Here is a 22,036-nt window from a genome sequence, read left to right as displayed (position 1 = left end):
CGCTGCGCTTGCAGCGCGGGGGCTGCGACGATACCCTGACGCCCGGAGAGTCGATCGGACAGTCGCTGTCTCTTTTTGTTCCGGCAAGAAGGGAGGGAGGAAAGTCCGGGCTCCATAGGGCAAAGTGCCAGGTAACGCCTGGGAGGCGTGAGCCTACGGAAAGTGCCACAGAAAATAACCGCCTAAGCGCCTCGGCGCCGGTAAGGGTGAAAAGGTGCGGTAAGAGCGCACCGCACGGCTGGTAACAGTCCGTGGCTAGGTAAACCCCACTTGGAGCAAGACCAAATAGGGATCCATTGGCGTGGCCCGCGCTGGATCTGGGTAGGTTGCTAGAGGCAGTCAGTGATGGCTGTCGTAGAGGAATGGCTGTCCTCGACAGAACCCGGCTTACAGATCGACTCTCCTCCTTTCGCTATCTCACTTTCGTGACGCACGTTTTTAATTCCGAAAGATTCTTTCTCTTAACAAAGCACTTTAACTTTGTTGAGTAACTCCCCGTCGTGCTGGAACTAGATTTCCACTCTCGCCTCCGATTTCAGTCGCGTCTTCCCTAAGCATCGCTAAATTGCCGCTCCGTAAGGGTTTTTCCCGTCTGGCTCGCCTTGACGGTGGGGCTACGGCGTTTCTATAGTGCGCACAAGTGGTAGGAAGTGGCAGAAAGTGGGTAGATATGGGCATGGATAGCTAATTCAGGGGAAGCGCAAGCGTGTTTCGCGGAGCTAACGCCATCAGTCTCGATGCCAAAGGCCGGCTAGCCATGCCCAGCCGGTATCGTGACGAGCTGAATTCCCGTGGCGATGGCCAGCTGATCATCACGATCGATGCCGTGGACCGCTGCCTTTGTATCTACCCGTTGCCTGAGTGGGAGTTGATCGAGGCGAAGCTGCGAGAGCTGCCCTCGTTACGTGAGGAGGCACGGCGACTGCAGCGTTTGCTGATCGGTAATGCTGTCGATCTGGAAATGGATGGCAGCGGTCGTGTGCTGGTACCGCCGCGTCTGCGCGAATACGCCAGGCTGGACAAGCGAGCAATGCTCGTAGGGCAGCTCAACAAGTTTCAACTGTGGAACGAGGACGACTGGAACGCGATATCCGACGCGGACCTGGCGGCCATCAAACAACCCGGCGGTCTGCCGGAAGAACTACGTGACCTTATCCTGTGAGCCAGATCAGCAGCCTGCGACATATCACCGTGTTGCTCGACGAAGCCGTCGCGGCGCTGAACGTGCGTCCGGATGGCCGCTATGTCGACGGAACCTTCGGTCGCGGCGGGCACAGCCGGTTACTGCTTCAGCAGCTTGGGCCTGATGGCCTCTTGCTAGGGTTCGACAAGGACCCATTAGCCATTGCTACGGGGCAAGAGCTGGCGGCCGAGGACGGCCGCTTTGTCGTTGTGCAGAGGAGTTTTGCCGAGCTAGGAGAGGAGGTCGCGCAACGCGGCTGGAACGGGACTGTCAGCGGTGTTCTGCTGGATCTCGGGGTTTCCTCGCCGCAGCTGGATGACCCTGAGCGAGGCTTCAGCTTTCTCAATGATGGCCCGCTGGACATGCGGATGGACCCGGCGCGCGGTGTCAGTGCGGCCGAGTGGATTGCCCGGGCTGATGAGGACGAGATTGCTCGCGTGTTCAAGGATTATGGCGAGGAACGCTTCGCCAAGCGCATGGCGCGAGCCGTGGTGCAGCGCCGTGCGATGGCGCCCTTCGAGCGTACTGCTGATCTCGCCAAGGTGCTGACCGACGCCAATCCCGCCTGGGAGAAAGGCAAGAACCCCGCAACCCGTGCCTTCCAGGGGTTGCGCATTCATATCAACAACGAGCTGGGCGATCTGGAGCGCGGCCTTGATGCTGCGCTGGATGCATTGGCTGTGGGCGGCCGTCTGGTTGTCATCAGTTTCCACTCGCTGGAAGACCGCATCGTCAAGCAGTTCATGCGGCGCCACGCCAAGGGCGAAGCGGACAAGCTCCCGCGCGATCTGCCGATCATTCCCGAGGCCTTCGAGCCCCGGCTGAAATTGATAGGCAAGCCGCAGTACGCCTCCGAGCCGGAGGTTCGGGCCAATCCGCGCTCGCGCAGCGCGGTAATGCGTGTCGCGGAGAAGCTGCGGTGAGTCGCATGCTGCGATCCATGCCCAACGGCAGTCTGCTGATGCTGGTGCTGTTCGTCAGTGTCCTGCTGTCGGCAATTGCGGTGGCTTACTGTGCGCACTGGAATCGTCAGCTGCTCAACGAGCTCTACGGCGAGCTCAGCGTGCGTGACAAGGCGCAGGCAGAGTGGGGGCGCCTGATTCTCGAGCAGAGCACTTGGACTGCTCACAGCCGCATCGAGACGCTGGCGACCGAGCAGCTGCGCATGCATATTCCCGCGGCGGCCGACGTCAGGCTAGTGAAGCCATGATGACCATCAAGGGCGCACTTTATCCCTGGCGCTTTCGCATCGTATTGGCGCTGCTGGCCCTGCTGGTCGGTGTGATCGCCTGGCGCATCGTCGATCTGCAGGTCACGGACCAGGCTTTCCTGCAGGGGCAAGGCGATGCTCGCAGTGTTCGACACATCCCGATTCCCGCCCACCGCGGGCTGATCACTGACCGCAACGGCGAGCCGCTTGCAGTGAGCACGCCGGTTACCACGCTTTGGGGTAATCCAAAGGAGTTGCAGGCTGCTCGCGCGCGTTGGCCGGAACTGGCCAAGGCACTGGGGCAGGACGCAGCATCTCTCAGCGAGCGACTTCAGTCGCAGGCCTCGCGCGAGTTCATCTATCTGGTGCGCGGGCTCACTCCTGAGCAGGGGCAGGACGTGTTGGATCTGAAGATTCCAGGCGTTTACTCGCAAGAGGAGTTTCGTCGGTTCTATCCAGCCGGTGAAGTGGCCGCCCATGTGGTGGGCTTCACCGATATCGATGATCGTGGCCGCGAGGGCATGGAGCTCGCTTATGACGAGTGGCTCGCTGGCGTACCGGGCAAGCGCCAGGTGTTGAAGGACCGTCGTGGGCGTCTTATCAAGGACGTGCAAGTGGTGAAGAACGCCAAGGCCGGCAAAGCCATGGCGCTTTCGATCGATCTGCGTCTGCAGTATCTGGCTCACAGCGAGCTGCGCAATGTGGTGCACGAGTATGGCGCCAAGGCCGCCAGTCTGGTCATGGTCGACGTCAAGACCGGCGAGATCCTCGCCATGGCCAATCAGCCCACCTACAACCCGAACAACCGTCGCAATCTGCAGCCGGCGGCCATGCGCAACCGCGCCATGATCGACGTGTTCGAGCCTGGCTCGACCGTCAAGCCGTTCAGCATTGCTGCCGCCTTGGGTACCGGCAAGTACCAGCCGGATTCGGTGGTCAACACCTTGCCGGGCTGGATGCGCATTGGTCGCTACACGATCCGCGACGTTTCGCGCGGCGGCATGCTCTCGTTGACCGGCATCCTGATGAAGTCGAGCAACGTCGGGATCAGCAAGATCGCCTTGGATATTGGCGCTGAACCGGTCTATGCCGTGATGCAGCAGGCTGGCTTCGGCCAGGATACCGGGCTCGGCTTTCCGGGCGAGCGCGTCGGCAATCTGCCCAATCATCGCAAGTGGCGGGATGCCGAGACCGCTTCGCTCGCATATGGCTATGGCCTGTCTGTTACCGCGGTTCAGTTGGCGCATGCCTATGCCGTACTCGGCAATCAGGGCGTCAATGTCCCGCTCTCCCTGCTGCGGCTGGATCAGACGCAGGATGGCGTGCAGGTGATCGACAAGCAGATTTCCGCCACGGTACTGCAGATGCTGCGCGCAGTCGTCGAAGAAGAGGGCGGTGGCGGCGCGCGCGCCAAGGTGCCGGGCTATCACGTGGGTGGCAAGAGCGGTACCGCGAAGAAGATTTCCGGCACAGGTGGCTACACCAAGGACGCCTATCGCTCGTTCTTCGCTGGCGTCGCGCCGCTTTCCAATCCGCGTATCGCCGCGGTAGTGGTCGTGGACGAGCCGAGCAAGGGGCAGTACTACGGCGGTCTGGTCGCAGCGCCGGTTTTCGGCAAGGTCATGGCCCGTGCGCTGCGGCTGATGAACGTAGCGCCGGACAATCTGCCGCCGCCAGCCGAGTTGCAGACCGCAGAGACCTCTGAAGGCAAGGGAGGGCGCAGCTGATGCCAATGCCGTTGAGTCATTTTCTGCCGCAGGCCGGCAGCGATGTATTGATCCGCGAGCTCACGCTCGACAGCCGCAAGGTGCGCGGCGGCGATCTGTTCCTGGCGGTTCCGGGCTTGCAGCAAGACGGACGCGACCACGTCGCGGATGCGATAGCCCGAGGTGCAGCCGCGGTTGCCTATGAAAGCGAGGGGCTCGCCGAACCATTGGCCGGTGCTGCCGTCATGGTTCCGGTTCTGCACCTGAGCAACCAGCTCTCGGCAATTGCCGGGCGGTTCTATGGCGAGCCGAGTCGCAATCTGCGCCTGGTCGGTGTCACTGGAACCAACGGCAAGACCAGCGTCAGTCAGCTGATCGCGCAGGCATTGGACCGGCTCGGCGAGCCGTGCGGCATCATCGGTACGCTGGGCAACGGTTTTCATGGCCAGCTTGAGCAGGGACGGCATACGACGCCAGATGCGATCGGCGTGCAGGCGACGCTGGCCAGCCTGAAGCAGGAAGGTGCCAAGGCGGTGGCGATGGAGGTGTCTTCGCATGGCCTGGATCAGGGGCGGGTTGCCGCGCTGGACTTCGACGTCGCGGTGTTCACCAATCTGTCCCGCGATCACCTGGACTATCACGTCACCATGGACGCCTATGGTGCCGCCAAGGCACGTCTGTTCGACTTCCCCTGCCTGCGCTGCCGGGTGGTCAATATTGATGACGGTTTCGGTCGTGAGCTGGCGGGTCGGGAGCATGAGTCTCGGCTGATCACCTATAGCCTGGAAGACCCGTCGGCGTATCTGTTCTGCGCCGAGGCCCGGCTTGACGACAGCGGTATCCACGCGCGCCTGATCACGCCGCAGGGCGAGCGCTCGCTGCGCAGCCCGCTGCTGGGGCGCTTCAACGTCAGTAACGTGCTGGCCGCCGTTGGCGCCTTGTTGGGCATGGATTACCCGCTGGACGAAATCCTGAACGTGCTGCCCGAACTGGAAGGGCCGACCGGACGCATGCAACGTCTGGGTGGCGGTGATCATCCGCTCGTCGTGGTCGACTATGCGCATACTCCGGATGCGCTGGAAAAGGTGCTCACTGCGTTGCGCCCGCATGCGCGTGGCCGGTTGCTCTGCTTGTTCGGCTGCGGTGGTGACCGTGACAGCGGCAAGCGCCCGCTGATGGCCGAGGTCGCCGAGCGACTGGCCGATGGCATCGTGGTTACCGATGACAACCCGCGCAACGAGGCGCCGGAGCGAATTCTCGACGATATCCGCAGTGGCTTCGTCAATCCTGACACGGTGACCTTCGTGCACGGTCGCGCCCAGGCGATTGCCAGCCTTATCGCGGCCGCGAATGCCGACGACGTGGTAGTGCTCGCGGGCAAGGGGCACGAGGACTACCAGGAAATTCGCGGCGAACGACTGCCGTTCTCCGATATCGAGGAAGCCGTTGCGGCACTGGCCACCTGGGAGAAGCCCCATGCTTGAAGCCATGCGCCTGAGCGAGCTGCAGGGCCCCTTGTCGGGCCGTCTGGTGGGCGGCGATGCAAGCTTCTCGGCTGTCAGCACCGACAGCCGGGCGATCCAGCCGGGGCAGTTGTTCATCGCGCTGACCGGTCCGCGCTTCGATGGACATGCCTACCTGGCTGAAGTGGCAGCCAAGGGCGCGGTGGCTGCACTGGTCGCACGCGAAGTGGAAGACGCGCCGTTGCCACAGCTGGTGGTCGCCGACACCCGTTTGGCGTTGGGCCGCCTGGGCGCGCTCAACCGCGACGCCTTCAAGGGGGCGGTCGCCGCTATCACCGGTTCCAGTGGCAAGACCAGCGTCAAGGAAATGCTCGCCAGCATCCTGCGCAGCGCTCATGGCCAGGATGCTGTGCTCGCCACTCGCGGCAATCTGAACAACGACCTCGGCGCGCCGCTGACACTGCTGGAGCTGGACGCCGTACACCGCAGCGCGGTCATCGAACTTGGTGCCTCGCGCGTGGGCGACATCGCCTACACCGTCAAGCTGGTGCGTCCGGATGTCAGCCTGATCACCAACGCCGGCAGCGCCCATGTCGGCGAGTTCGGCGGGCCGGAGAAGATCGTCGAGGCCAAGGGCGAAATCCTCGATGGGTTGAGCGCAACAGGCTGCGCCGTGCTGAACCGTGACGACAAGGCCTACCCGATCTGGGCCGAGCGCGTGGCCGGCAAGCGCATCGTGTCGTTCGGTCTGGACAACCCGCTCGCGGACTTCTCTGCCGGTTCGATCGCCTACGACCAGCGCGGTTGCCCGAGCTTCGTACTGACCGGCCCGCTGGGTAATCTGCGCTTGCAGCTCAACCTGCTGGGTCGCCATAACGTGGCGAATGCCCTGGCTGCGTCCGCTGCCGCCTTTGCCATGGGCATCACCGCCGAGTCCATCGTCGCCGGCCTGCAGAGCCTGCAGCCGGTCAAGGGGCGCGCCGTGGCGCAGATGCTGGACAACGGCGTGCGCCTGATCGACGACAGCTACAACGCCAACCCCGCATCGATCTGCGCCGCCATCGACGTGCTCGCCAGTTTCGCCGGACGCACCGTTCTGGTGTTGGGCGATATGGGTGAGCTGGGCGAGTGGGCCGAGCAGAGCCATCGTGACGTGGGCGCCTATGCGTCGGGCAAGGTCGACACGCTTTTCGCCGTCGGGCCACTGATGGCGCATGCGGTTACCGCCTTCGGCCCGGGCGCCCGCCATTTCGCCGACCAGACCAGCCTCATCGAGAGCCTGCGTGCCGAACAGGGCAGCGGTACCACCATTCTGATCAAGGGTTCACGTAGCGCGGCGATGGACAAAGTCGTCGATGCGCTCGCCGGGCCATCCATGGAGAAACACTGAAATGCTGCTGCTGCTCGCCGAGTATTTGCAACAGTTCCACAAGGGCTTCGCGGTCTTCCAGTACCTGTCGCTGCGTGGAATCCTCGGCGTCCTCACCGCGCTGGTACTTTCGCTGTGGATGGGCCCCTGGCTGATCCGCACCCTGCAGCTGCGCCAGATCGGCCAGGCGGTGCGCACCGACGGACCGCAGTCGCACCTGTCGAAATCCGGCACGCCTACCATGGGCGGCGCGCTGATTCTCAGCGCCATCGGCATCTCCACGCTGCTCTGGGCGGATCTGGCCAACCGCTATGTCTGGGTGGTGCTGGCGGTGACCCTGCTCTTCGGCGCGATCGGGTGGGTCGATGACTATCGCAAGGTGATCGAGAAGAACTCCCGCGGCCTGCCCAGCCGCTGGAAATACTTCTGGCAATCGGTCTTCGGCCTCGGTGCCGCGATCTTCCTATATATGACGGCGCAAACGCCGATCGAAACCACGCTGATCCTGCCGCTGCTGAAGAATATCGAGATCCCGCTCGGGATCGGTTTCGTGGTGCTCACCTATTTCGTCATCGTCGGTTCGAGCAATGCGGTCAACCTCACCGACGGCCTGGACGGTCTGGCGATCATGCCCACCGTTATGGTCGGCGGCGGTCTGGGCATCTTCTGCTACCTCTCCGGTAACGTGAATTTCGCCGAATACCTGCTCATTCCCTACATTCCTGGCGCAGGCGAGCTGATCGTGTTCTGCGGTGCGCTGATCGGAGCCGGCCTCGGCTTTCTCTGGTTCAACACCTATCCGGCGCAGGTCTTCATGGGCGACGTCGGCGCGCTGGCCCTGGGCGCGGCGCTGGGCACCATCGCCGTGATCGTGCGCCAGGAAGTGGTGCTCTTCATTATGGGCGGCGTGTTCGTCATGGAGACCCTCTCGGTGATGATCCAGGTCGCCAGCTTCAAACTCACCGGCAAGCGTGTGTTCCGCATGGCGCCGATCCACCACCATTTCGAACTCAAGGGCTGGCCTGAGCCCCGGGTAATCGTGCGCTTCTGGATCATCACCGTGATCCTGGTGCTGGTTGGCCTCGCCACCCTGAAGCTGAGGTAACCGAACGTGCTCATCGCTTCCGACCAGTTCCGCATCGTTGTCGGCCTCGGCAAAAGCGGCATGTCCCTGGTTCGCCATCTGGCGCGCCGCGGGCTGCCGTTTGCCGTCGTCGATACCCGTGCGAATCCGCCGGAGCTGGCCTCGTTGCATGCGGAGTACCCGGACGTGCAGGTGCGCTGCGGCGAGCTGGATGTGGACTTCCTCTGTACCGCCAGCGAGCTGCTGGTGAGCCCCGGCCTGCCGGTCAGCACTCCCGCGCTGCAGGCGGCGGCGGCCCGCGGGGTCAAGCTGTCTGGAGATATCGAGCTGTTCGCCCGTGAAGCCAAGGCGCCGATCGTCGCGATCACCGGCTCCAATGCCAAGAGCACTGTGACCACGCTGGTCGGCGAGATGGCCGCTGCGGCCGGGCGCAAGGTGGCGGTTGGCGGCAACCTCGGCACGCCAGCGCTAGATCTGCTGGCCGACGATGTCGAGCTGTACGTACTGGAGTTGTCCAGCTTCCAGCTGGAGACCACCGAGCAGCTCAATGCCGAAGTGGCCACTTGTCTGAATATCAGCGAAGACCACATGGACCGTTACAGCGGGCTGCCGGCTTATCACCAGGCCAAGCACCGCATCTTCCGCGGTGCACGCCAGGTGGTGGTCAATCGCGACGACCGGCTCAGCCGGCCGCTGGTGGGCGAGGATGTTCCGACCTGGACCTTCGGTCTCGGCAAGCCTGACTTCAAGGGCTTCGGGCTGTTCGAGGAGCGCGGCGAGAAGTACCTGGCGTTCCAGTTCGAAGCGCTGATGCCGGTTCGCGAGCTGAAGATCCGTGGCGCACACAACCAGTCGAATGCGCTGGCGGCTCTCGCTCTCGGGCATGCCGTAGGTCTGCCATTCGAGCCGATGCTCGAGACGCTGCGGCGTTTCGCCGGTTTGCCGCACCGTTGTCAATGGGTCGGCGAGCATCAGGCCGTCAGTTATTACGATGATTCCAAAGCCACTAACGTGGGGGCGGCACTGGCAGCCATCGAAGGACTGGGCGCGGATATTGACGGCAAGCTGGTGCTGATCGCCGGCGGTGACGGCAAGGGCGCCGATTTCTCCGGGCTGCGTACCCCTGTCTCGCGTTATTGCCGCGCCGTGGTTCTGCTCGGTCGCGACGCATCGCGTCTGGCCGACGCACTGGGCGATGCAGCACCTCTGGTGCATGTAGCCAGCCTGGAGGAGGCGGTGCAGCGCGCTGCCGAACATGCACAGGCGGGGGATGCTGTACTGCTTTCGCCTGCCTGCGCCAGCCTGGACATGTTCAAGAACTTCGAAGAGCGCGGTCGCCTGTTCGCCGCTGCGGTGGAGGCGCTCGACTGATGCTCGCCTTCCTGCGTCATGCACCTTCGCCCTTGTTCGGCCGCCGCGGCGTGGATCTGGATTTCCCGATGCTGGCCGGCTGCCTGGCGCTGCTGGGGCTTGGCCTGGTGATGATCACCTCGGCGTCATCGGAGGTGGCTGCGGTCAACTCCGGCAACCCGCTGTACCACATGATCCGTCACCTGATCTATGTGCTGCTGGGCCTTGGCGCAGCGGTTGCCGTTCTGCTGGTGCCATTGTCCGCCTGGCAGCGCCTTGACTGGATGCTGTTGCTGGCAGCGTTCGGGCTGCTGATTCTGGTGCTGCTGCCAGGCATCGGCCGCGAGGTGAATGGCTCGATGCGCTGGATTGGTTTCGGCGCGTTCAACGTACAGCCTTCCGAACTGGCCAAGGTGTTCGTGGTTATCTATCTGGCCGGTTATCTGGTGCGCCGCCAGGAGGAAGTCCGCGAAAGCCTCTGGGGCTTCGCCAAGCCGTTCCTGGTGCTGCTGCCAATGGCGTTCCTGTTGCTGCTGGAGCCCGACTTCGGCGCGACAGTGGTGATGATGGGCGCTGCGGTGGCCATGCTGTTCCTCGGCGGGGTCGGCATGATCCGCTTCAGCCTGCTGGTGATCGCTGCGGTCGGTGCGGTGGTGGTGCTGGTGCAGACTCAGGAGTACCGCCTGCAGCGTCTGATCACCTTCACCGACCCTTGGGCGGATCAGTATGGCGCCGGCTATCAGCTGACCCAGGCGTTGATCGCCTTCGGACGTGGCGAATGGTTCGGCGTCGGTCTGGGCAACAGCGTGCAGAAGCAGTTCTACCTGCCCGAAGCGCACACCGACTTCGTATTCTCGGTACTGGCCGAAGAGCTGGGCATGATCGGTGCGCTGGCGACCATCGCCCTGTTTGCCTTCGTCGGCGTGCGTGCCCTCTACATCGGCCTCTGGGCAGAGAAGGCCCGGCAGTTCTTCGCCGCCTATGTGGCTTGGGGCCTGGCGTTCCTCTGGCTGGGCCAGTTCCTGATCAACGTCGGGGTGAATGTCGGCCTGTTGCCGACCAAGGGCCTGACGCTACCGTTCCTCAGCTATGGCGGCAGCTCGTTGGTGGTGACTTGCGCGAGCATGGCGCTGCTGCTGCGCATCGAGTGGGAAAGCCGCACCGTGCTGGGCAGCGAGGATACCGAGTTCGACGAGTCCGACTTCGCCGAGCCGCCGGCCAAGGAGGTCGCCCATGGCCGCTAACGTGTTGATCATGGCCGGCGGTACCGGTGGGCACGTGTTCCCGGCGCTGGCCTGCGCGCGCGAGTTCCAGGCGCGTGGCTATGCGGTGCATTGGCTCGGCACGCCGCGTGGCATCGAGAATGAACTGGTACCCGCCGCTGGGTTGCCGCTGCATCTGATTCAGGTCAGCGGATTGCGCGGCAAGAGCCTTGCGTCGCTGATCAAGGCGCCACTGCAGCTGGTCCGTTCGCTGTTCCAGGCGCGCCGCATCATCCGCGAGCTGCGCCCGGTGTGTGTGTTGGGCCTGGGTGGCTACGTCACCGGTCCCGGTGGGCTGGCCGCCAAGCTGGCTGGCGTGCCGCTGGTGATCCACGAGCAGAACGCCGTCGCCGGTACGGCCAATCGTAGCCTCGTACCGCTTTCCAGCCGTGTCTGCGAGGCCTTCCCGGACACCTTCAAGGCCAGCGCCAAGCGCCGCACCACCGGCAATCCGGTGCGCGAGGAGCTGTTCCTGGAAACCCCGCGCGACAGCCTGGCTCAGCGCCGGCCGCGCCTGCTGGTGCTGGGCGGCAGCCTGGGTGCCGAACCGCTGAACAAACTGTTGCCCGCCGCGCTGGCGCAGGTCTCCGTGGAACTGCGGCCGGAGGTGTTCCATCAGGCCGGCAAGCAGCACGCCGAAATCACCAAGCAGCGCTACTCCGAGGCGGGTGTCGAGGCCGAGGTTGCGCCCTTCATCAAGGACATGGCGCGGGCGTACGCCTGGGCCGATCTGGTGATCTGCCGCGCCGGTGCGCTCACCGTGTGCGAGCTGGCCGCCGCCGGGCTGCCGTCCTTCCTGGTGCCGCTGCCGCATGCGATCGACGACCACCAGACGCGCAATGCCGAATATCTGGCGAAGGAGGGCGCTGCCGTCCTGCTGCCACAAGCCAAGACTGACGCGGTCGCGCTCGCCGCTCAGCTGACCGAGGTAATGATGCAGCCGGAAAAACTCAAGGCCATGGGGGCCACCGCGCGCCGTCTGGCCCGGCCCGATGCCACCCGCCGCGTGGTCGATATCTGTCTGGAGGTGGCCCATGGCTAAGTCTCCCGCCGCGGTGAAAGCCGAAGTTCGCCGTATGCGCCGTATCCGCCGCATCCACTTCGTCGGCATCGGCGGGGTCGGCATGTGCGGCATCGCCGAAGTACTGCTCAACCTCGGCTACGAGGTGTCCGGCTCGGACCTCAAGGAGTCGGCCAGTACCGAGCGCCTGCAGAGCTTCGGCGCACAGATCTTCATCGGCCACCAGGCCGGCAATGTCGCCGGTGCCGACGTGCTGGTGGTGTCCAGTGCGATCAATTCGGCCAATCCGGAAGTGGCTCTGGCCCTGGAACAGCGCATCCCGGTGGTGCCGCGGGCCGAGATGCTTGCCGAGCTGATGCGCTATCGGCATGGCATCGCCGTCGCCGGAACCCATGGCAAGACCACCACCACCAGCTTGCTGGCTTCGGTGTTCGCAGCAGGTGGGCTCGATCCGACCTTCGTCATTGGCGGCCGCCTGACCGCGGCCGGCACCAACGCCCAGCTGGGCAGCAGCCGCTACCTGATCGCCGAGGCGGACGAAAGCGACGCCAGCTTCCTGCACCTGCAGCCGATGGTGGCGGTGGTAACCAACATCGACGCCGACCACATGAGCACCTATGGCGGCGACTTCGGCAAGCTGAAGAAGACCTTTGTGGAGTTCCTGCACAACCTGCCGTTCTACGGCTTGGCGGTGCTCTGCGTCGACGATCCGGTGGTGCGCGAGATCATCCCGCAGATCGGTCGCCCGATCACCACCTACGGCTTCGGCGATGACGCCGACGTGCGCGCCATCAACGTTCGCCAGGAAGGCATGCGCACCTATTTCACCGTGCTGCGCGACGGTTGCGAGCCGCTCGACGTGTCGGTGCACATGCCAGGCAACCACAACGTGCTCAACGCCCTGGCCACCATTGCCATTGCCACAGACGAGGGCATCGACGATGAGGCCATCGTCCAGGGCCTGGCTGAGTTCGCTGGTGTCGGCCGTCGCTTCCAGGTTTATGGCGAGCTGCCGGTCGAGGATGGCAGCGTGATGCTGGTGGACGACTATGGTCACCACCCGCGTGAGGTCGCCGCGGTGATCAAGGCGGTGCGTGGCGGCTGGCCGGAGCGGCGCCTGGTGATGGTGTATCAGCCGCATCGCTACAGCCGCACCCGCGACCTCTACGATGACTTCGTACAGGTGCTCGGCGAATCCAACGTGCTGCTGCTGATGGAAGTCTACCCGGCCGGTGAAGAGCCCATCCCGGGCGCCGACAGCCGCCAGCTGTGCCACAGCATCCGCCAGCGCGGTCAGCTCGATCCGATCTACGTCGAGCGCGGCGTCGATCTGGCGCCGCTGGTCAAGCCGCTGCTGCGTGCCGGCGACATCCTGCTCTGCCAGGGCGCCGGTGATATCGGCGGGCTGGCGCCGCAACTTCTCAAGAGTCCCCTGTTCGGTGGCGATGACGCCGCAAGGAAAAGCAAATGATGGCTTTGCAATCGACGCGCGACCCCAAGGCATTCGGCCGCGTCGCCGTGCTCTTCGGCGGCAAGAGCGCCGAGCGCGAGGTTTCCCTCAAGTCCGGTGCTGCTGTGCTCGAGGCCCTGCAAGCGGCGGGCGTGGATGCCTTCGGCATCGATGCCGGCGATGACCTGCTGCAGCGGCTGAGCAGTGAGCGGATCGACCGCGCGTTCATCGTCCTGCACGGCCGTGGCGGTGAAGATGGCAGCATGCAGGGCCTGCTGGAGTGTACCGGGATTCCGTACACCGGCAGCGGCATCCTCGCCTCGGCGCTGGCCATGGACAAATTGCGTACCAAGCAGGTCTGGCAAAGCCTCGGCCTGCCGACGCCGCAGCATGCGGTGCTGGCCAGCGAAGCCGATTGCCGGACTGCGGCCGAGACCCTGGGCTTTCCGCTGATCGTCAAGCCGGCCCATGAGGGGTCGAGCATCGGCATGGCCAAGGTTGGCGATGTCGCCGAGCTGATCGCCGCCTGGCGCGCCGCGAGCACCTATGACGCGCAGGTGCTGGTCGAGCAGTGGATCCAGGGGCCCGAATTCACCGTGGCCGTGCTGCACGGTCAGGTGCTGCCACCGATTGGCCTGGGCACCCCGCATACCTTCTACGACTACGACGCCAAGTACCTGGCCTCCGATACCCAGTACCGGATCCCTTGCGGGCTGGACGCGGCCCGCGAAGAGGAGCTCAAGGTTCTATCGGCGCGTGCCTGCGAGGCGGTGGGCATTCGTGGTTGGGCGCGGGTGGACGTGATGCAAGATGCCGAGGGCAATTTTTGGCTGCTGGAAGTGAATACCGTTCCGGGCATGACCGACCACAGCCTGGTGCCAATGGCGGCGCGTGCCGCCGGTCTGGATTTCCAGCAACTGGTGCTGAGCATTCTCGATGACAGCCTTGAGGCGGGGAACTAAGCCATGATCACCACGCTGCGCCATTCGCAACCCGCCAACGGACGTGCCTCGCGCAAGCCCGTGCAACGGGGTGCGAGTCGCCTGGTGACACCACAGCCGCTGTCGCAGCGCCTGCCCAGGCCCAGCCTTGCCGGGCTGAAGCGCTTCGCCTGGCCCGTGCTGCTGGTCGGTCTGGCGGTCGGCTTGTACGAGCTGGGCGAGCGCCTGCTGCCCTATGCCGATCGGCCAATCGCCAAGGTCAGCGTGCAGGGCGAGTTGGGTTATGTCAGCCGTGAGGCGGTCCAGCAGCGGATCGCGCCTTTCGTCGAGCAGAGCTTCTTCAAGGTTGATCTGAACGGCATGCGTCACCAACTCGAACAGATGCCCTGGATCGCCCATGTCGAGGTTCGCCGTGTATGGCCGGATCAGGTGATGGTGCGTCTGGATGAGCAATTGCCGATTGCCCGTTGGGGGGGCGAAGCATTGCTTAACAATAAAGGACAGGCTTTCTCGCCGGATGACCTGAGCCGATATGAACACTTGCCACATTTGTATGGTCCGAAGCGGGCCCAGCAGCGGGTCATGCAGCAATACCAGATGCTCAGCCAAATGCTGCGCCCGCTGGGATTCTCCATTTCCCGCCTCGAGCTGCGTGAACGTGGAAGCTGGTTTCTGACCACCAACCAGGGCATCGAGTTGTTGCTGGGGCGGGACCAGGTTGTAGAAAAAATGCGTCGCTTCACTGCCATCTATCAAAAGGCGCTGGAGCAGGAAAGCGAGAAGATCGCACGGATCGATCTGCGCTATGCGAACGGCCTGGCCGTTGCCTGGCATGAGCCGATCCCGACCGCGACGGATGCGACCGTCGCTGCGAAGAATTGAGGAATGAAACACATGTCGAGCGTGCAAAGCGGCAAGATGATCGTCGGCCTGGACATCGGCACCTCCAAGGTGGTGGCGCTGGTGGGTGAGGTGACCGCCGATGGCGAACTGGAAATCGTGGGGATCGGTACCCATCCTTCGCGCGGTTTGAAGAAGGGCGTGGTGGTCAACATCGAATCCACCGTGCAGTCGATCCAGCGCGCCATCGAAGAAGCTCAGCTGATGGCCGGCTGCCGCATCCATTCTGCCTTCGTCGGTCTGGCCGGCAACCACATCCGCAGCCTGAATTCCCACGGGATCGTGGCAATTCGCGACCGCGAAGTCAGCAGCGCCGATCTGGAGCGCGTGCTCGATGCGGCGCAAGCGGTGGCGATCCCCGCCGACCAGCGCGTGCTGCACACGCTGCCGCAGGACTACGTGATCGACAACCAGGAGGGCGTGCGCGAGCCGCTGGGCATGTCCGGTGTGCGCCTGGAGGCCAAGGTCCATGTGGTCACCTGCGCGGTGAACGCTGCGCAGAATGTCGAGAAGTGCGTGCGCCGCTGTGGCCTAGAAGTGGACGACATCATCCTTGAGCAGCTGGCCTCGGCCCATGCCGTGCTGACCGATGACGAGAAGGAACTGGGCGTCTGCCTGGTGGATATCGGTGGGGGCACCACCGACATCTGCATCTTCACTGAGGGTGCGATTCGCCATACGGCCGTCATCCCGATCGCTGGCGACCAGGTCACCAACGACATCGCCATGGCGTTGCGTACGCCGACCCAGTATGCCGAGGAGATCAAGATTCGTTATGCTTGCGCGTTGGCCAAGCTGGCCGGTGCAGGTGAGACCATCAAGGTTCCCAGCGTCGGCGATCGCCCTCCGCGCGAACTTTCGCGGCAGGCTCTGGCAGAGGTGGTCGAGCCGCGTTACGACGAGCTCTTCACCCTGATCCAGGCCGAGCTGCGGCGTAGCGGATACGAGGATCTGGTCCCGGCCGGGATCGTTCTCACTGGCGGTACAGCGAAGATGGAAGGAGCCGTCGACCTGGCCGAGGAGATCTTTCACATGCCGGTGCGCCTGGGCGTGCCGCACAGCGTCAAGGGACTGACCGACGTAGTACGCAATCCAATTTATTCGACGGGCGTGGGCCTGCTGCTGTACGGACTGCAAAAGCAGGCCGACGGCGTTCCCGTGCCTGGGCTCGGCAATTTCGCCGACGAATCAAAGGCGTCTGTTCTGGACCGGCTCAAGGGCTGGATCCAGGGCAATTTTTAAGCAGTGCGCTGTAAAACCAAAACTAGAAAGCTGGAAGGAGAGAGGGAAATGTTCGAACTCGTAGATCATACCCCGCAAAGTGCAGTCATCAAGGTTATCGGCGTTGGTGGTGGTGGCGGCAATGCCGTGAACCACATGGTTCGCAACAACGTCGAAGGCGTCGAATTCATCTGTGCCAACACCGATGCGCAGGCGCTGAAGAAAATCGAAGCGCGTACCGTGCTGCAGCTCGGCTCGGCCATCACCAAGGGCCTGGGCGCCGGCACCAACCCAGACATCGGCCGCCAGGCCGCGATGGAAGATCGTGAGCGCATCGCCGAAGTACTGGAAGGTGCGGACATGGTGTTCATCACCACCGGCATGGGTGGCGGTACCGGTACCGGTGCTGCGCCGATCATCGCCTCGGTCGCCAAGGAAATGGGCATCCTGACCGTCGCCGTGGTCACCCGTCCGTTCCCGTTCGAAGGCCGCCGTCGCATGCAGGTTGCCGACGAGGGCATCCGTGCGCTGTCCGAGTGCGTCGACTCGCTGATCACCATCCCCAACGAGAAGCTGCTGACCATCCTCGGCAAGGACGCGAGCCTGCTGGCTGCTTTCGCCAAGGCTGACGACGTGCTGACCGGCGCGGTACGTGGCATTTCCGACATCATGCAGCGTCCGGGCCTGATGAACGTCGACTTCGCCGACGTCAAGACCGTCATGGGCGAGATGGGCATGGCCATGATGGGCACCGGTTGCTCCACCGGCCCGAACCGCGCCCGCGAAGCGACCGAGGCGGCCATTCGCAACCCGCTGCTGGAAGACGTCAACCTGCAGGGCGCACGTGGCATTCTGGTCAATATCACCGCTGGTCTGGACCTGTCGCTCGGCGAATACGCCGCAGTGGGCGAGATCATCGAGGCCTTTGCTTCCGATGAAGCCACCGTCAAGGTTGGTGCCGTGATCGATCCGGACATGGCCGACGAGCTGCATGTCACCGTGGTCGCCACCGGCCTGGGTCCGCGCAACGAAAAGCCGGTGAAAGTCATCGACAACACCGTGCAAACCGTTGCCGCCTCGGCGCCGGCCCCGCGCCAGCAGGAGCAGGCTGCCGTGAACTACCGCGATCTGGAGCGCCCGACGGTCATGCGCAACCAGGCTCATGCAGCGGCCACCGCGGCAAAGCTGAACCCACAGGAGGATCTGGATTATCTGGATATTCCGGCGTTCCTGCGTCGTCAGGCCGATTGATTGAAGTTATCAGGAGTATTGTTGTGATTGGTGTTCAGCAAAGTTGGCATCTGCTATTATCGCCGCCAATTGTTGAAAACTATTCGCAACTAGTGCTACAGCGAAGCAAAAGGCCATGATCAGACAACGCACCCTGAAGAACATCATTCGCGCCACCGGCGTCGGCTTGCATTCGGGAGAGAAGGTTTATCTCACCCTGAAACCGGCACCGGTGGACACCGGGATCGTGTTCTGTCGCACCGACCTCAACCCGCCTGTGGAGATTCCCGCGCGGGCCGAGAATGTTGGCGAAACTACCATGTCCACAACGCTGGTCAACGGTGACGTCAAGGTCGACACAGTGGAGCATCTGCTTTCGGCAATGGCTGGCCTGGGGATCGACAACGCCTACGTCGAACTCTCCGCGTCGGAAGTGCCGATCATGGACGGCAGCGCTGGGCCTTTCGTATTCCTGATTCAATCCGCCGGCCTGCAGGAGCAGGACGCCCACAAGAAGTTCATCCGCATCAAGCGTGAAGTGACGGTCGAGGAGGGCGACAAGCGCGCGACCTTCCTACCTTTCGACGGCTTCAAGGTGAGCTTCGAGATCGATTTCGATCACCCGGTTTTCAAGGGTCGCACCCAGACCGCCAGTGTGGACTTCTCGAGCACTTCCTTCGTCAAGGAAGTCAGCCGTGCACGTACCTTCGGGTTCATGCGTGACATCGAGTTCCTCCGCTCGCACAACCTGGCTCTGGGCGGCAGCGTCGAGAACGCCATCGTGGTGGACGAAACCAGTGTGCTCAACGAAGACGGCCTGCGCTACGAGGACGAGTTCGTGAAGCACAAGATTCTCGATGCCATCGGTGATCTGTACTTGCTGGGCACCAGCCTGATCGGCGAATTCCGCGGCTATAAATCCGGTCACGCGTTGAATAACCGTTTGCTGCGCACCCTGATGGCACAGAAGGATGCGTGGGAACTGGTGACCTTCGATGACCCGCAGACCGCACCGATCTCCTACATGCGTCCGGTGGCAGCCGGCTAAGCTGTACCTCTCTTCCTAAATTCAAGGCCACCCTCGGGTGGCCTTTTTTTATTCTGTAACGCAGCTGGCATGCGAGCCGGCGGATCGCGGTTCAGTTCATGCCGTCCAGCAGGCCGGCCAAGTCGTCGGCATGCTCCTCTTCCTGCGCCAGGATGTCTTCGAAGATGCGCCGAGTGGTAGGGTCCTTGTCGCCGATGTACTGGACGATCTCGCGATAGCTGTCGATGGCAATGCGTTCGGCCACCAGGTTCTCGAAGACCATGTCGCGCAGGCCATTGCCCTCGGCGTACTGCGCATGGGCGCGTTCGGTGAGGCTGTCAGGATTGAAGTCGGGCTCGCCACCCAGCTGAACGATCCGCTCGGCCAGGCGATCGGCGTGCTCCTGCTCCTCATTGGCGTGCTCGAGGAACTCGGCGGCGGCGACGCTGGATTTCAGTCCGGTCGCCATGTAGTAGTGACGCTTGTAGCGCAGGTAACAGACCAGCTCGGTGGCCAGCGCCTCGTTCAGCAGGTTGATCACCACCTCGCGGTCGGCCGAGTAGCTCTCGGTGACCGCGCCATTCTCGACGTGTTGACGGGCCCGTTCGCGCAGGCTCTGTTTGTCGCTCAGTTGTACGTAACTCATCGCCATCTCCTGGTCTATGCACCCTGTGCAGTGCTTCACGGTTCGCCAATTGAGATCGGGATGCTGGCGAAAAGTTTAGCCCGCCACCTGTTCCGGTGGCGGACGCTCCGGTTCGGACTGGCCAGGGCCGGGCTCGTCGATGGGCACCGGCTCGTCTGGGTCCTCGCGCTTGGGATTGCCCGGTGCCGGCACTGGAGGCTGTTGGCTGGTCTCGATTGAGATCATCAGCTTAGCGCCTTCAGCAACTCGTCCTTGCGCATCTTCGAGCGGCCACGAATGTCGCGCTCGCGAGCCTTTTCCATCAGCTGGTCGCGGGTCATGTCGGCAAGGCTGGTGCTGGACGAACCTGAGCCGCGTGCCGAGCCCTTGTTGGGCGATTTGCCCTTGCGCGCATCTGCGGCGCGATGGGCCGAATCCTTGCGGTCGGCGCGCTTGGCCGTTTCGCTCTTGCCCTTGCCGGAACCGCCCTTGCGTTCACCGCCACCGGACTGCTTGTTGACCATGGCCCAGGCACGTGCTTCGGCCTCTTTCTCCGAGACGCCACGCTCCTCGTAGCTTTCCTCGATGTGCTCAGCCTTGCGCTGCTGCTTGTCGGTGTACTTGGATTTGTCTCCACGGGGCATGGTGAAACCTCCTCTGGCATCTACCACTGTGCTTGGACGTGAATGCGAGCCTCAGCGACGCAGGTTGCGCTGGTTTTCCTCGAGCTGCTTGCAGGTCAGGAAACCCTGGCCATCCACCCGGCCGGCACTGTCGAAACTGACGTAATAGGGCTGCTGCTTGCCGTCCCGGTTGAGGATGTAGTCGTGACACAGGCCCGGTACCACGGTGCGTGCCGTAGCCCGGGACGGCTCACCGCCGATGCCGAGTACGCGCGCCTGCGTCATGCCGGTTTCCACGTCCCGTACCAGCGGCTCGTCGCGATAGGTGATTCGGTCGACGGGGTTCTGCACGTTGCCGGAGCAGCCGATCAACAGAGCCAGCGGAGCGATGAAGAAAAGGGTGCGCTTGAACATGTGAGAGCCTCAGGCCGGACGGTCATGCTTTTATGGCCATCGGGCGCCTCGCAAGGTTCAACGTGGCGGCGCATCGGCGGCTCGGCGGTCGTCTGGAGTGACGCGCCAGATGACGTCACCCACGTCATCGGCAACCAGCAGCGCGCCGTGCCGGTCCACCGCGACGCCGACGGGCCGGCCCATGGCTTCGCCCGCGGCGTTGACGAAGCCGCTCAGCACGTCTTCTGCCTGCCCGGCCGGCTTACCATCGCGAAAGGGAATGAACACCACCTTGTAGCCGCTACGGGGCCTGCGGTTCCATGAGCCGTGCTGTCCAACGAATGCGCCGTGCAGGTAGCGTGATGGCAGCAGCCTGCCCTCGTAGAAGGCGAGCCCGAGGGAGGCGGTATGCGCGCCGAGCGCGTAGTCCGGGACGATGGCGCGTTCGACCAGATCCGGTCGCTGCGGTTTGACCCGAACATCGACATGCTGGCCGAAGTAGCTGTAGGGCCAGCCATAGAAGCCGCCGTCCTGGACCGAGGTCATGTAGTCCGGAACCAGATCACTGCCGATCTCGTCACGCTCGTTGACGGTGGTCCAGAGAGCGCCGGTTTCAGGGTGCCAGGCCAGGCCGTTGGGGTTGCGCAGGCCGGAGGCGAACATCCGCAGCGTGCCAGCCTGTGGGTCGACTTCCAGTATCGCGGCGCGGTTGACCTCGGCGGCCATGCCGTTCTCCGCCACATTGCTGTTGGAGCCGCTGGTGACGTACAGCCGCGAGCCGTCCCGGCTGGCGATGACGTTCTTGGTCCAGTGATGGTTGATCGGGCCCGCGGGCAGGTCCACTACCTTGTGCGCGGGCGCTGTGATGCGGCGAGCACCCTGTTCGTAGGGGTAGCGCAGCAGGGCGTCGGTATTGGCCACATAGAAGCTGTCGCCGATCAGCGCCATGCCGAAGGGCGAATTGAGGTTGTCGAGGAAGGTGCTGCGCACTTCCGGCACGCCGTCACCGTCGCCGTCTCGCAGCAGGGTGATGCGATTGGCGCTTGGTCCACCCGAGCCGGCGCGCGCCATGATCTTCTTGGCGATCCAGCCGCGCAGGCCCTGGCTCTCCTGCTTCGGTGGGGCGTCGCTTTCGGCCACCAGCACATCCCCATTGGGAAGCACGTACAGCCAGCGTGGATGGTCCAGGTCCGTTGCGAATGCGTCGACGCGCAGACCGGGCGCGGCCTGCGGCTTGGCGCCGGATGGCCAGCCCTTGGCCGGGGCGATATGAACCGTGGGCAGCAGCGTCTTGTTCGGCTCGGGCAGAGCCGGTGTCGGGCCATAGCCGCTTTCCACCGGCAGCTTGGCGGTTTCGCTGCAGCCGCCGAGGGCAAGCAGCGCGCCGAGAAGCAGCGTGACGATCCGTGTATGAAACAGCATTGAGTGATCCTCGGTTGAACGATGGCCGGTCAGGGCGCGCGATTGGCCTCGCGCCGCTTGCGTGCTGCGCGTCGGGCGGAGTGCCGTTCCAGGCGTGGCATCAGCACGAAAATCGCGAGTGCCAGCAGGGTGCTCAGCACTGCCGTGGCCTCATGCCCGAGGCCGACGGCGACGCCGATCGCTGCAGTCAGCCAGATACCGGCAGCGGTAGTCAGCCCCTTCACATCCTCGACCGAATTGCCCTTGAGGATGGTGCCTGCGCCGAGAAAACCAATGCCGGTGACAAGCCCCTGAATGACGCGGGAGATGTCTTCCGGCGACATGCCGACCTGGACTGGCACTAGCACGAACAGCGCGGCACCCAGGGCGACCAGCATGTGCGTACGCAAGCCGGCAGCCTTGCGCTTGAGTTCCCTTTCATAGCCGAGCAGGCCCCCCAGCAAGGACGCGATCAGCAGGCGGCTGCTGACCCGTGTCGCATCCCCCAGGTCGGTGATATCGGAAAACTCCGCGGTTACGGTACTGGAGACGATCGCCCACCATTCCATTTCCTTCT

The 22,036-nt window shown here is 63.7% G+C and carries 22 protein-coding genes and 1 other RNA gene; 17 read left to right on the top strand and 6 right to left on the bottom strand.

The window, feature by feature from the left end:
* Positions 1 to 46: 46 nt before the first annotated feature.
* The 17 genes from rnpB to lpxC all read left to right on the top strand — a co-directional run bounded on the left by rnpB (position 47) and on the right by lpxC (position 18,438).
* An RNA gene (gene rnpB, locus NAO55_RS13520) (RNase P RNA component class A) lies at positions 47 to 406 on the top strand.
* Between the two features lie 300 nt (positions 407 to 706).
* Entirely contained in the window at positions 707 to 1,162 is a 456-nt protein-coding gene (gene mraZ / locus NAO55_RS13515) for a division/cell wall cluster transcriptional repressor MraZ (protein ID WP_063544493.1), read from the top strand.
* Entirely contained in the window at positions 1,159 to 2,106 is a 948-nt protein-coding gene (rsmH, locus tag NAO55_RS13510) for a 16S rRNA (cytosine(1402)-N(4))-methyltransferase RsmH (RefSeq protein WP_102840595.1), read from the top strand. The genes mraZ and rsmH overlap by 4 nt, the downstream gene beginning before the upstream one ends.
* Positions 2,107 to 2,111: 5 nt before the next feature.
* A complete protein-coding gene (ftsL, locus tag NAO55_RS13505; RefSeq protein ID WP_202634168.1) occupies positions 2,112 to 2,393 on the top strand; it encodes a cell division protein FtsL in 282 nt (93 codons plus the stop codon).
* Positions 2,393 to 4,120: a peptidoglycan D,D-transpeptidase FtsI family protein gene (locus tag NAO55_RS13500; RefSeq protein ID WP_063544499.1), complete on the top strand. Its 1,728-nt coding sequence runs from the start codon at positions 2,393 to 2,395 to the stop codon at positions 4,118 to 4,120. Before ftsL ends, NAO55_RS13500 begins: the two co-directional genes overlap by 1 nt.
* Positions 4,120 to 5,583, top strand: coding sequence for a UDP-N-acetylmuramoyl-L-alanyl-D-glutamate--2,6-diaminopimelate ligase (locus tag NAO55_RS13495; protein WP_102840596.1), 1,464 nt, complete (start codon positions 4,120 to 4,122; stop codon positions 5,581 to 5,583). The genes NAO55_RS13500 and NAO55_RS13495 overlap by 1 nt, the downstream gene beginning before the upstream one ends.
* Positions 5,576 to 6,952, top strand: coding sequence for a UDP-N-acetylmuramoyl-tripeptide--D-alanyl-D-alanine ligase (locus NAO55_RS13490; protein ID WP_102840597.1), 1,377 nt, complete (start codon positions 5,576 to 5,578; stop codon positions 6,950 to 6,952). Before NAO55_RS13495 ends, NAO55_RS13490 begins: the two co-directional genes overlap by 8 nt.
* A 1-nt stretch (position 6,953) precedes the next feature.
* Positions 6,954 to 8,036 (top strand): phospho-N-acetylmuramoyl-pentapeptide-transferase, encoded by a 1,083-nt coding sequence (gene mraY, locus NAO55_RS13485; protein WP_063544505.1) that lies wholly within the window; start codon positions 6,954 to 6,956, stop codon positions 8,034 to 8,036.
* A 6-nt stretch (positions 8,037 to 8,042) separates the two neighbouring features.
* The gene (gene murD / locus NAO55_RS13480; protein ID WP_102840598.1) at positions 8,043 to 9,386 is read left to right on the top strand and encodes a UDP-N-acetylmuramoyl-L-alanine--D-glutamate ligase; all 1,344 of its coding nucleotides are present in this window, start codon (positions 8,043 to 8,045) and stop codon (positions 9,384 to 9,386) included.
* Positions 9,386 to 10,609: a putative lipid II flippase FtsW gene (gene ftsW / locus NAO55_RS13475; RefSeq protein ID WP_063544509.1), complete on the top strand. Its 1,224-nt coding sequence runs from the start codon at positions 9,386 to 9,388 to the stop codon at positions 10,607 to 10,609. The genes murD and ftsW overlap by 1 nt, the downstream gene beginning before the upstream one ends.
* Positions 10,599 to 11,669 carry an undecaprenyldiphospho-muramoylpentapeptide beta-N-acetylglucosaminyltransferase gene (murG, locus tag NAO55_RS13470; RefSeq protein WP_102840599.1) on the top strand — a complete coding sequence of 357 codons (1,071 nt, stop codon included), beginning with the start codon at positions 10,599 to 10,601 and terminating at the stop codon, positions 11,667 to 11,669. The genes ftsW and murG overlap by 11 nt, the downstream gene beginning before the upstream one ends.
* Positions 11,662 to 13,119 (top strand): UDP-N-acetylmuramate--L-alanine ligase, encoded by a 1,458-nt coding sequence (gene murC, locus NAO55_RS13465; protein WP_102840600.1) that lies wholly within the window; start codon positions 11,662 to 11,664, stop codon positions 13,117 to 13,119. Before murG ends, murC begins: the two co-directional genes overlap by 8 nt.
* Positions 13,116 to 14,060: a D-alanine--D-alanine ligase gene (locus NAO55_RS13460; protein ID WP_102840601.1), complete on the top strand. Its 945-nt coding sequence runs from the start codon at positions 13,116 to 13,118 to the stop codon at positions 14,058 to 14,060. The genes murC and NAO55_RS13460 overlap by 4 nt, the downstream gene beginning before the upstream one ends.
* A 3-nt stretch (positions 14,061 to 14,063) precedes the next feature.
* Positions 14,064 to 14,921 (top strand): cell division protein FtsQ/DivIB, encoded by an 858-nt coding sequence (locus NAO55_RS13455; RefSeq protein WP_102840602.1) that lies wholly within the window; start codon positions 14,064 to 14,066, stop codon positions 14,919 to 14,921.
* A 12-nt stretch (positions 14,922 to 14,933) separates the two neighbouring features.
* Entirely contained in the window at positions 14,934 to 16,181 is a 1,248-nt protein-coding gene (gene ftsA / locus NAO55_RS13450; RefSeq protein WP_102840603.1) for a cell division protein FtsA, read from the top strand.
* Between the two features lie 48 nt (positions 16,182 to 16,229).
* Positions 16,230 to 17,411, top strand: coding sequence for a cell division protein FtsZ (ftsZ, locus tag NAO55_RS13445; protein WP_063544521.1), 1,182 nt, complete (start codon positions 16,230 to 16,232; stop codon positions 17,409 to 17,411).
* A gap of 115 nt (positions 17,412 to 17,526) precedes the next feature.
* On the top strand, positions 17,527 to 18,438 hold the full coding sequence (lpxC, locus tag NAO55_RS13440; RefSeq protein WP_013981967.1) for a UDP-3-O-acyl-N-acetylglucosamine deacetylase: 912 nt from the start codon (positions 17,527 to 17,529) through the stop codon (positions 18,436 to 18,438).
* Between the two features lie 91 nt (positions 18,439 to 18,529).
* Here the strand turns inward: lpxC and NAO55_RS13435 are convergent, their stop codons facing one another.
* The 6 genes from NAO55_RS13435 to NAO55_RS13410 form a co-directional block, all read right to left on the bottom strand.
* Positions 18,530 to 19,063: a ferritin-like domain-containing protein gene (locus NAO55_RS13435; protein ID WP_011912275.1), complete on the bottom strand. Its 534-nt coding sequence runs from the start codon at positions 19,061 to 19,063 to the stop codon at positions 18,530 to 18,532.
* Between the two features lie 75 nt (positions 19,064 to 19,138).
* Entirely contained in the window at positions 19,139 to 19,288 is a 150-nt protein-coding gene (locus tag NAO55_RS13430) for a hypothetical protein (RefSeq protein ID WP_013981969.1), read from the bottom strand.
* Complete coding sequence (locus tag NAO55_RS13425; RefSeq protein ID WP_102840604.1) at positions 19,288 to 19,686, bottom strand: Rho termination factor N-terminal domain-containing protein; 399 nt, start codon at positions 19,684 to 19,686, stop codon at positions 19,288 to 19,290. Before NAO55_RS13425 ends, NAO55_RS13430 begins: the two co-directional genes overlap by 1 nt.
* 51 nt (positions 19,687 to 19,737) lie before the next feature.
* The gene (gene osmE, locus NAO55_RS13420) at positions 19,738 to 20,079 is read right to left on the bottom strand and encodes an osmotically-inducible lipoprotein OsmE (RefSeq protein ID WP_102840605.1); all 342 of its coding nucleotides are present in this window, start codon (positions 20,077 to 20,079) and stop codon (positions 19,738 to 19,740) included.
* Positions 20,080 to 20,136: 57 nt separating this feature from the next.
* Complete coding sequence (locus NAO55_RS13415) at positions 20,137 to 21,480, bottom strand: PQQ-dependent sugar dehydrogenase (RefSeq protein ID WP_102840606.1); 1,344 nt, start codon at positions 21,478 to 21,480, stop codon at positions 20,137 to 20,139.
* A gap of 29 nt (positions 21,481 to 21,509) precedes the next feature.
* Positions 21,510 to 22,028: an MgtC/SapB family protein gene (locus tag NAO55_RS13410; protein ID WP_063544525.1), complete on the bottom strand. Its 519-nt coding sequence runs from the start codon at positions 22,026 to 22,028 to the stop codon at positions 21,510 to 21,512.
* Positions 22,029 to 22,036: the final 8 nt, after the last annotated feature.

It is taken from the genome of Stutzerimonas frequens (genome assembly GCF_024448335.1).
GTDB lineage: Bacteria > Pseudomonadota > Gammaproteobacteria > Pseudomonadales > Pseudomonadaceae > Stutzerimonas > Stutzerimonas frequens.
Note: the sequence above shows the minus strand (reverse complement) of the source record. Positions and strands in the feature narration are given on the sequence as shown.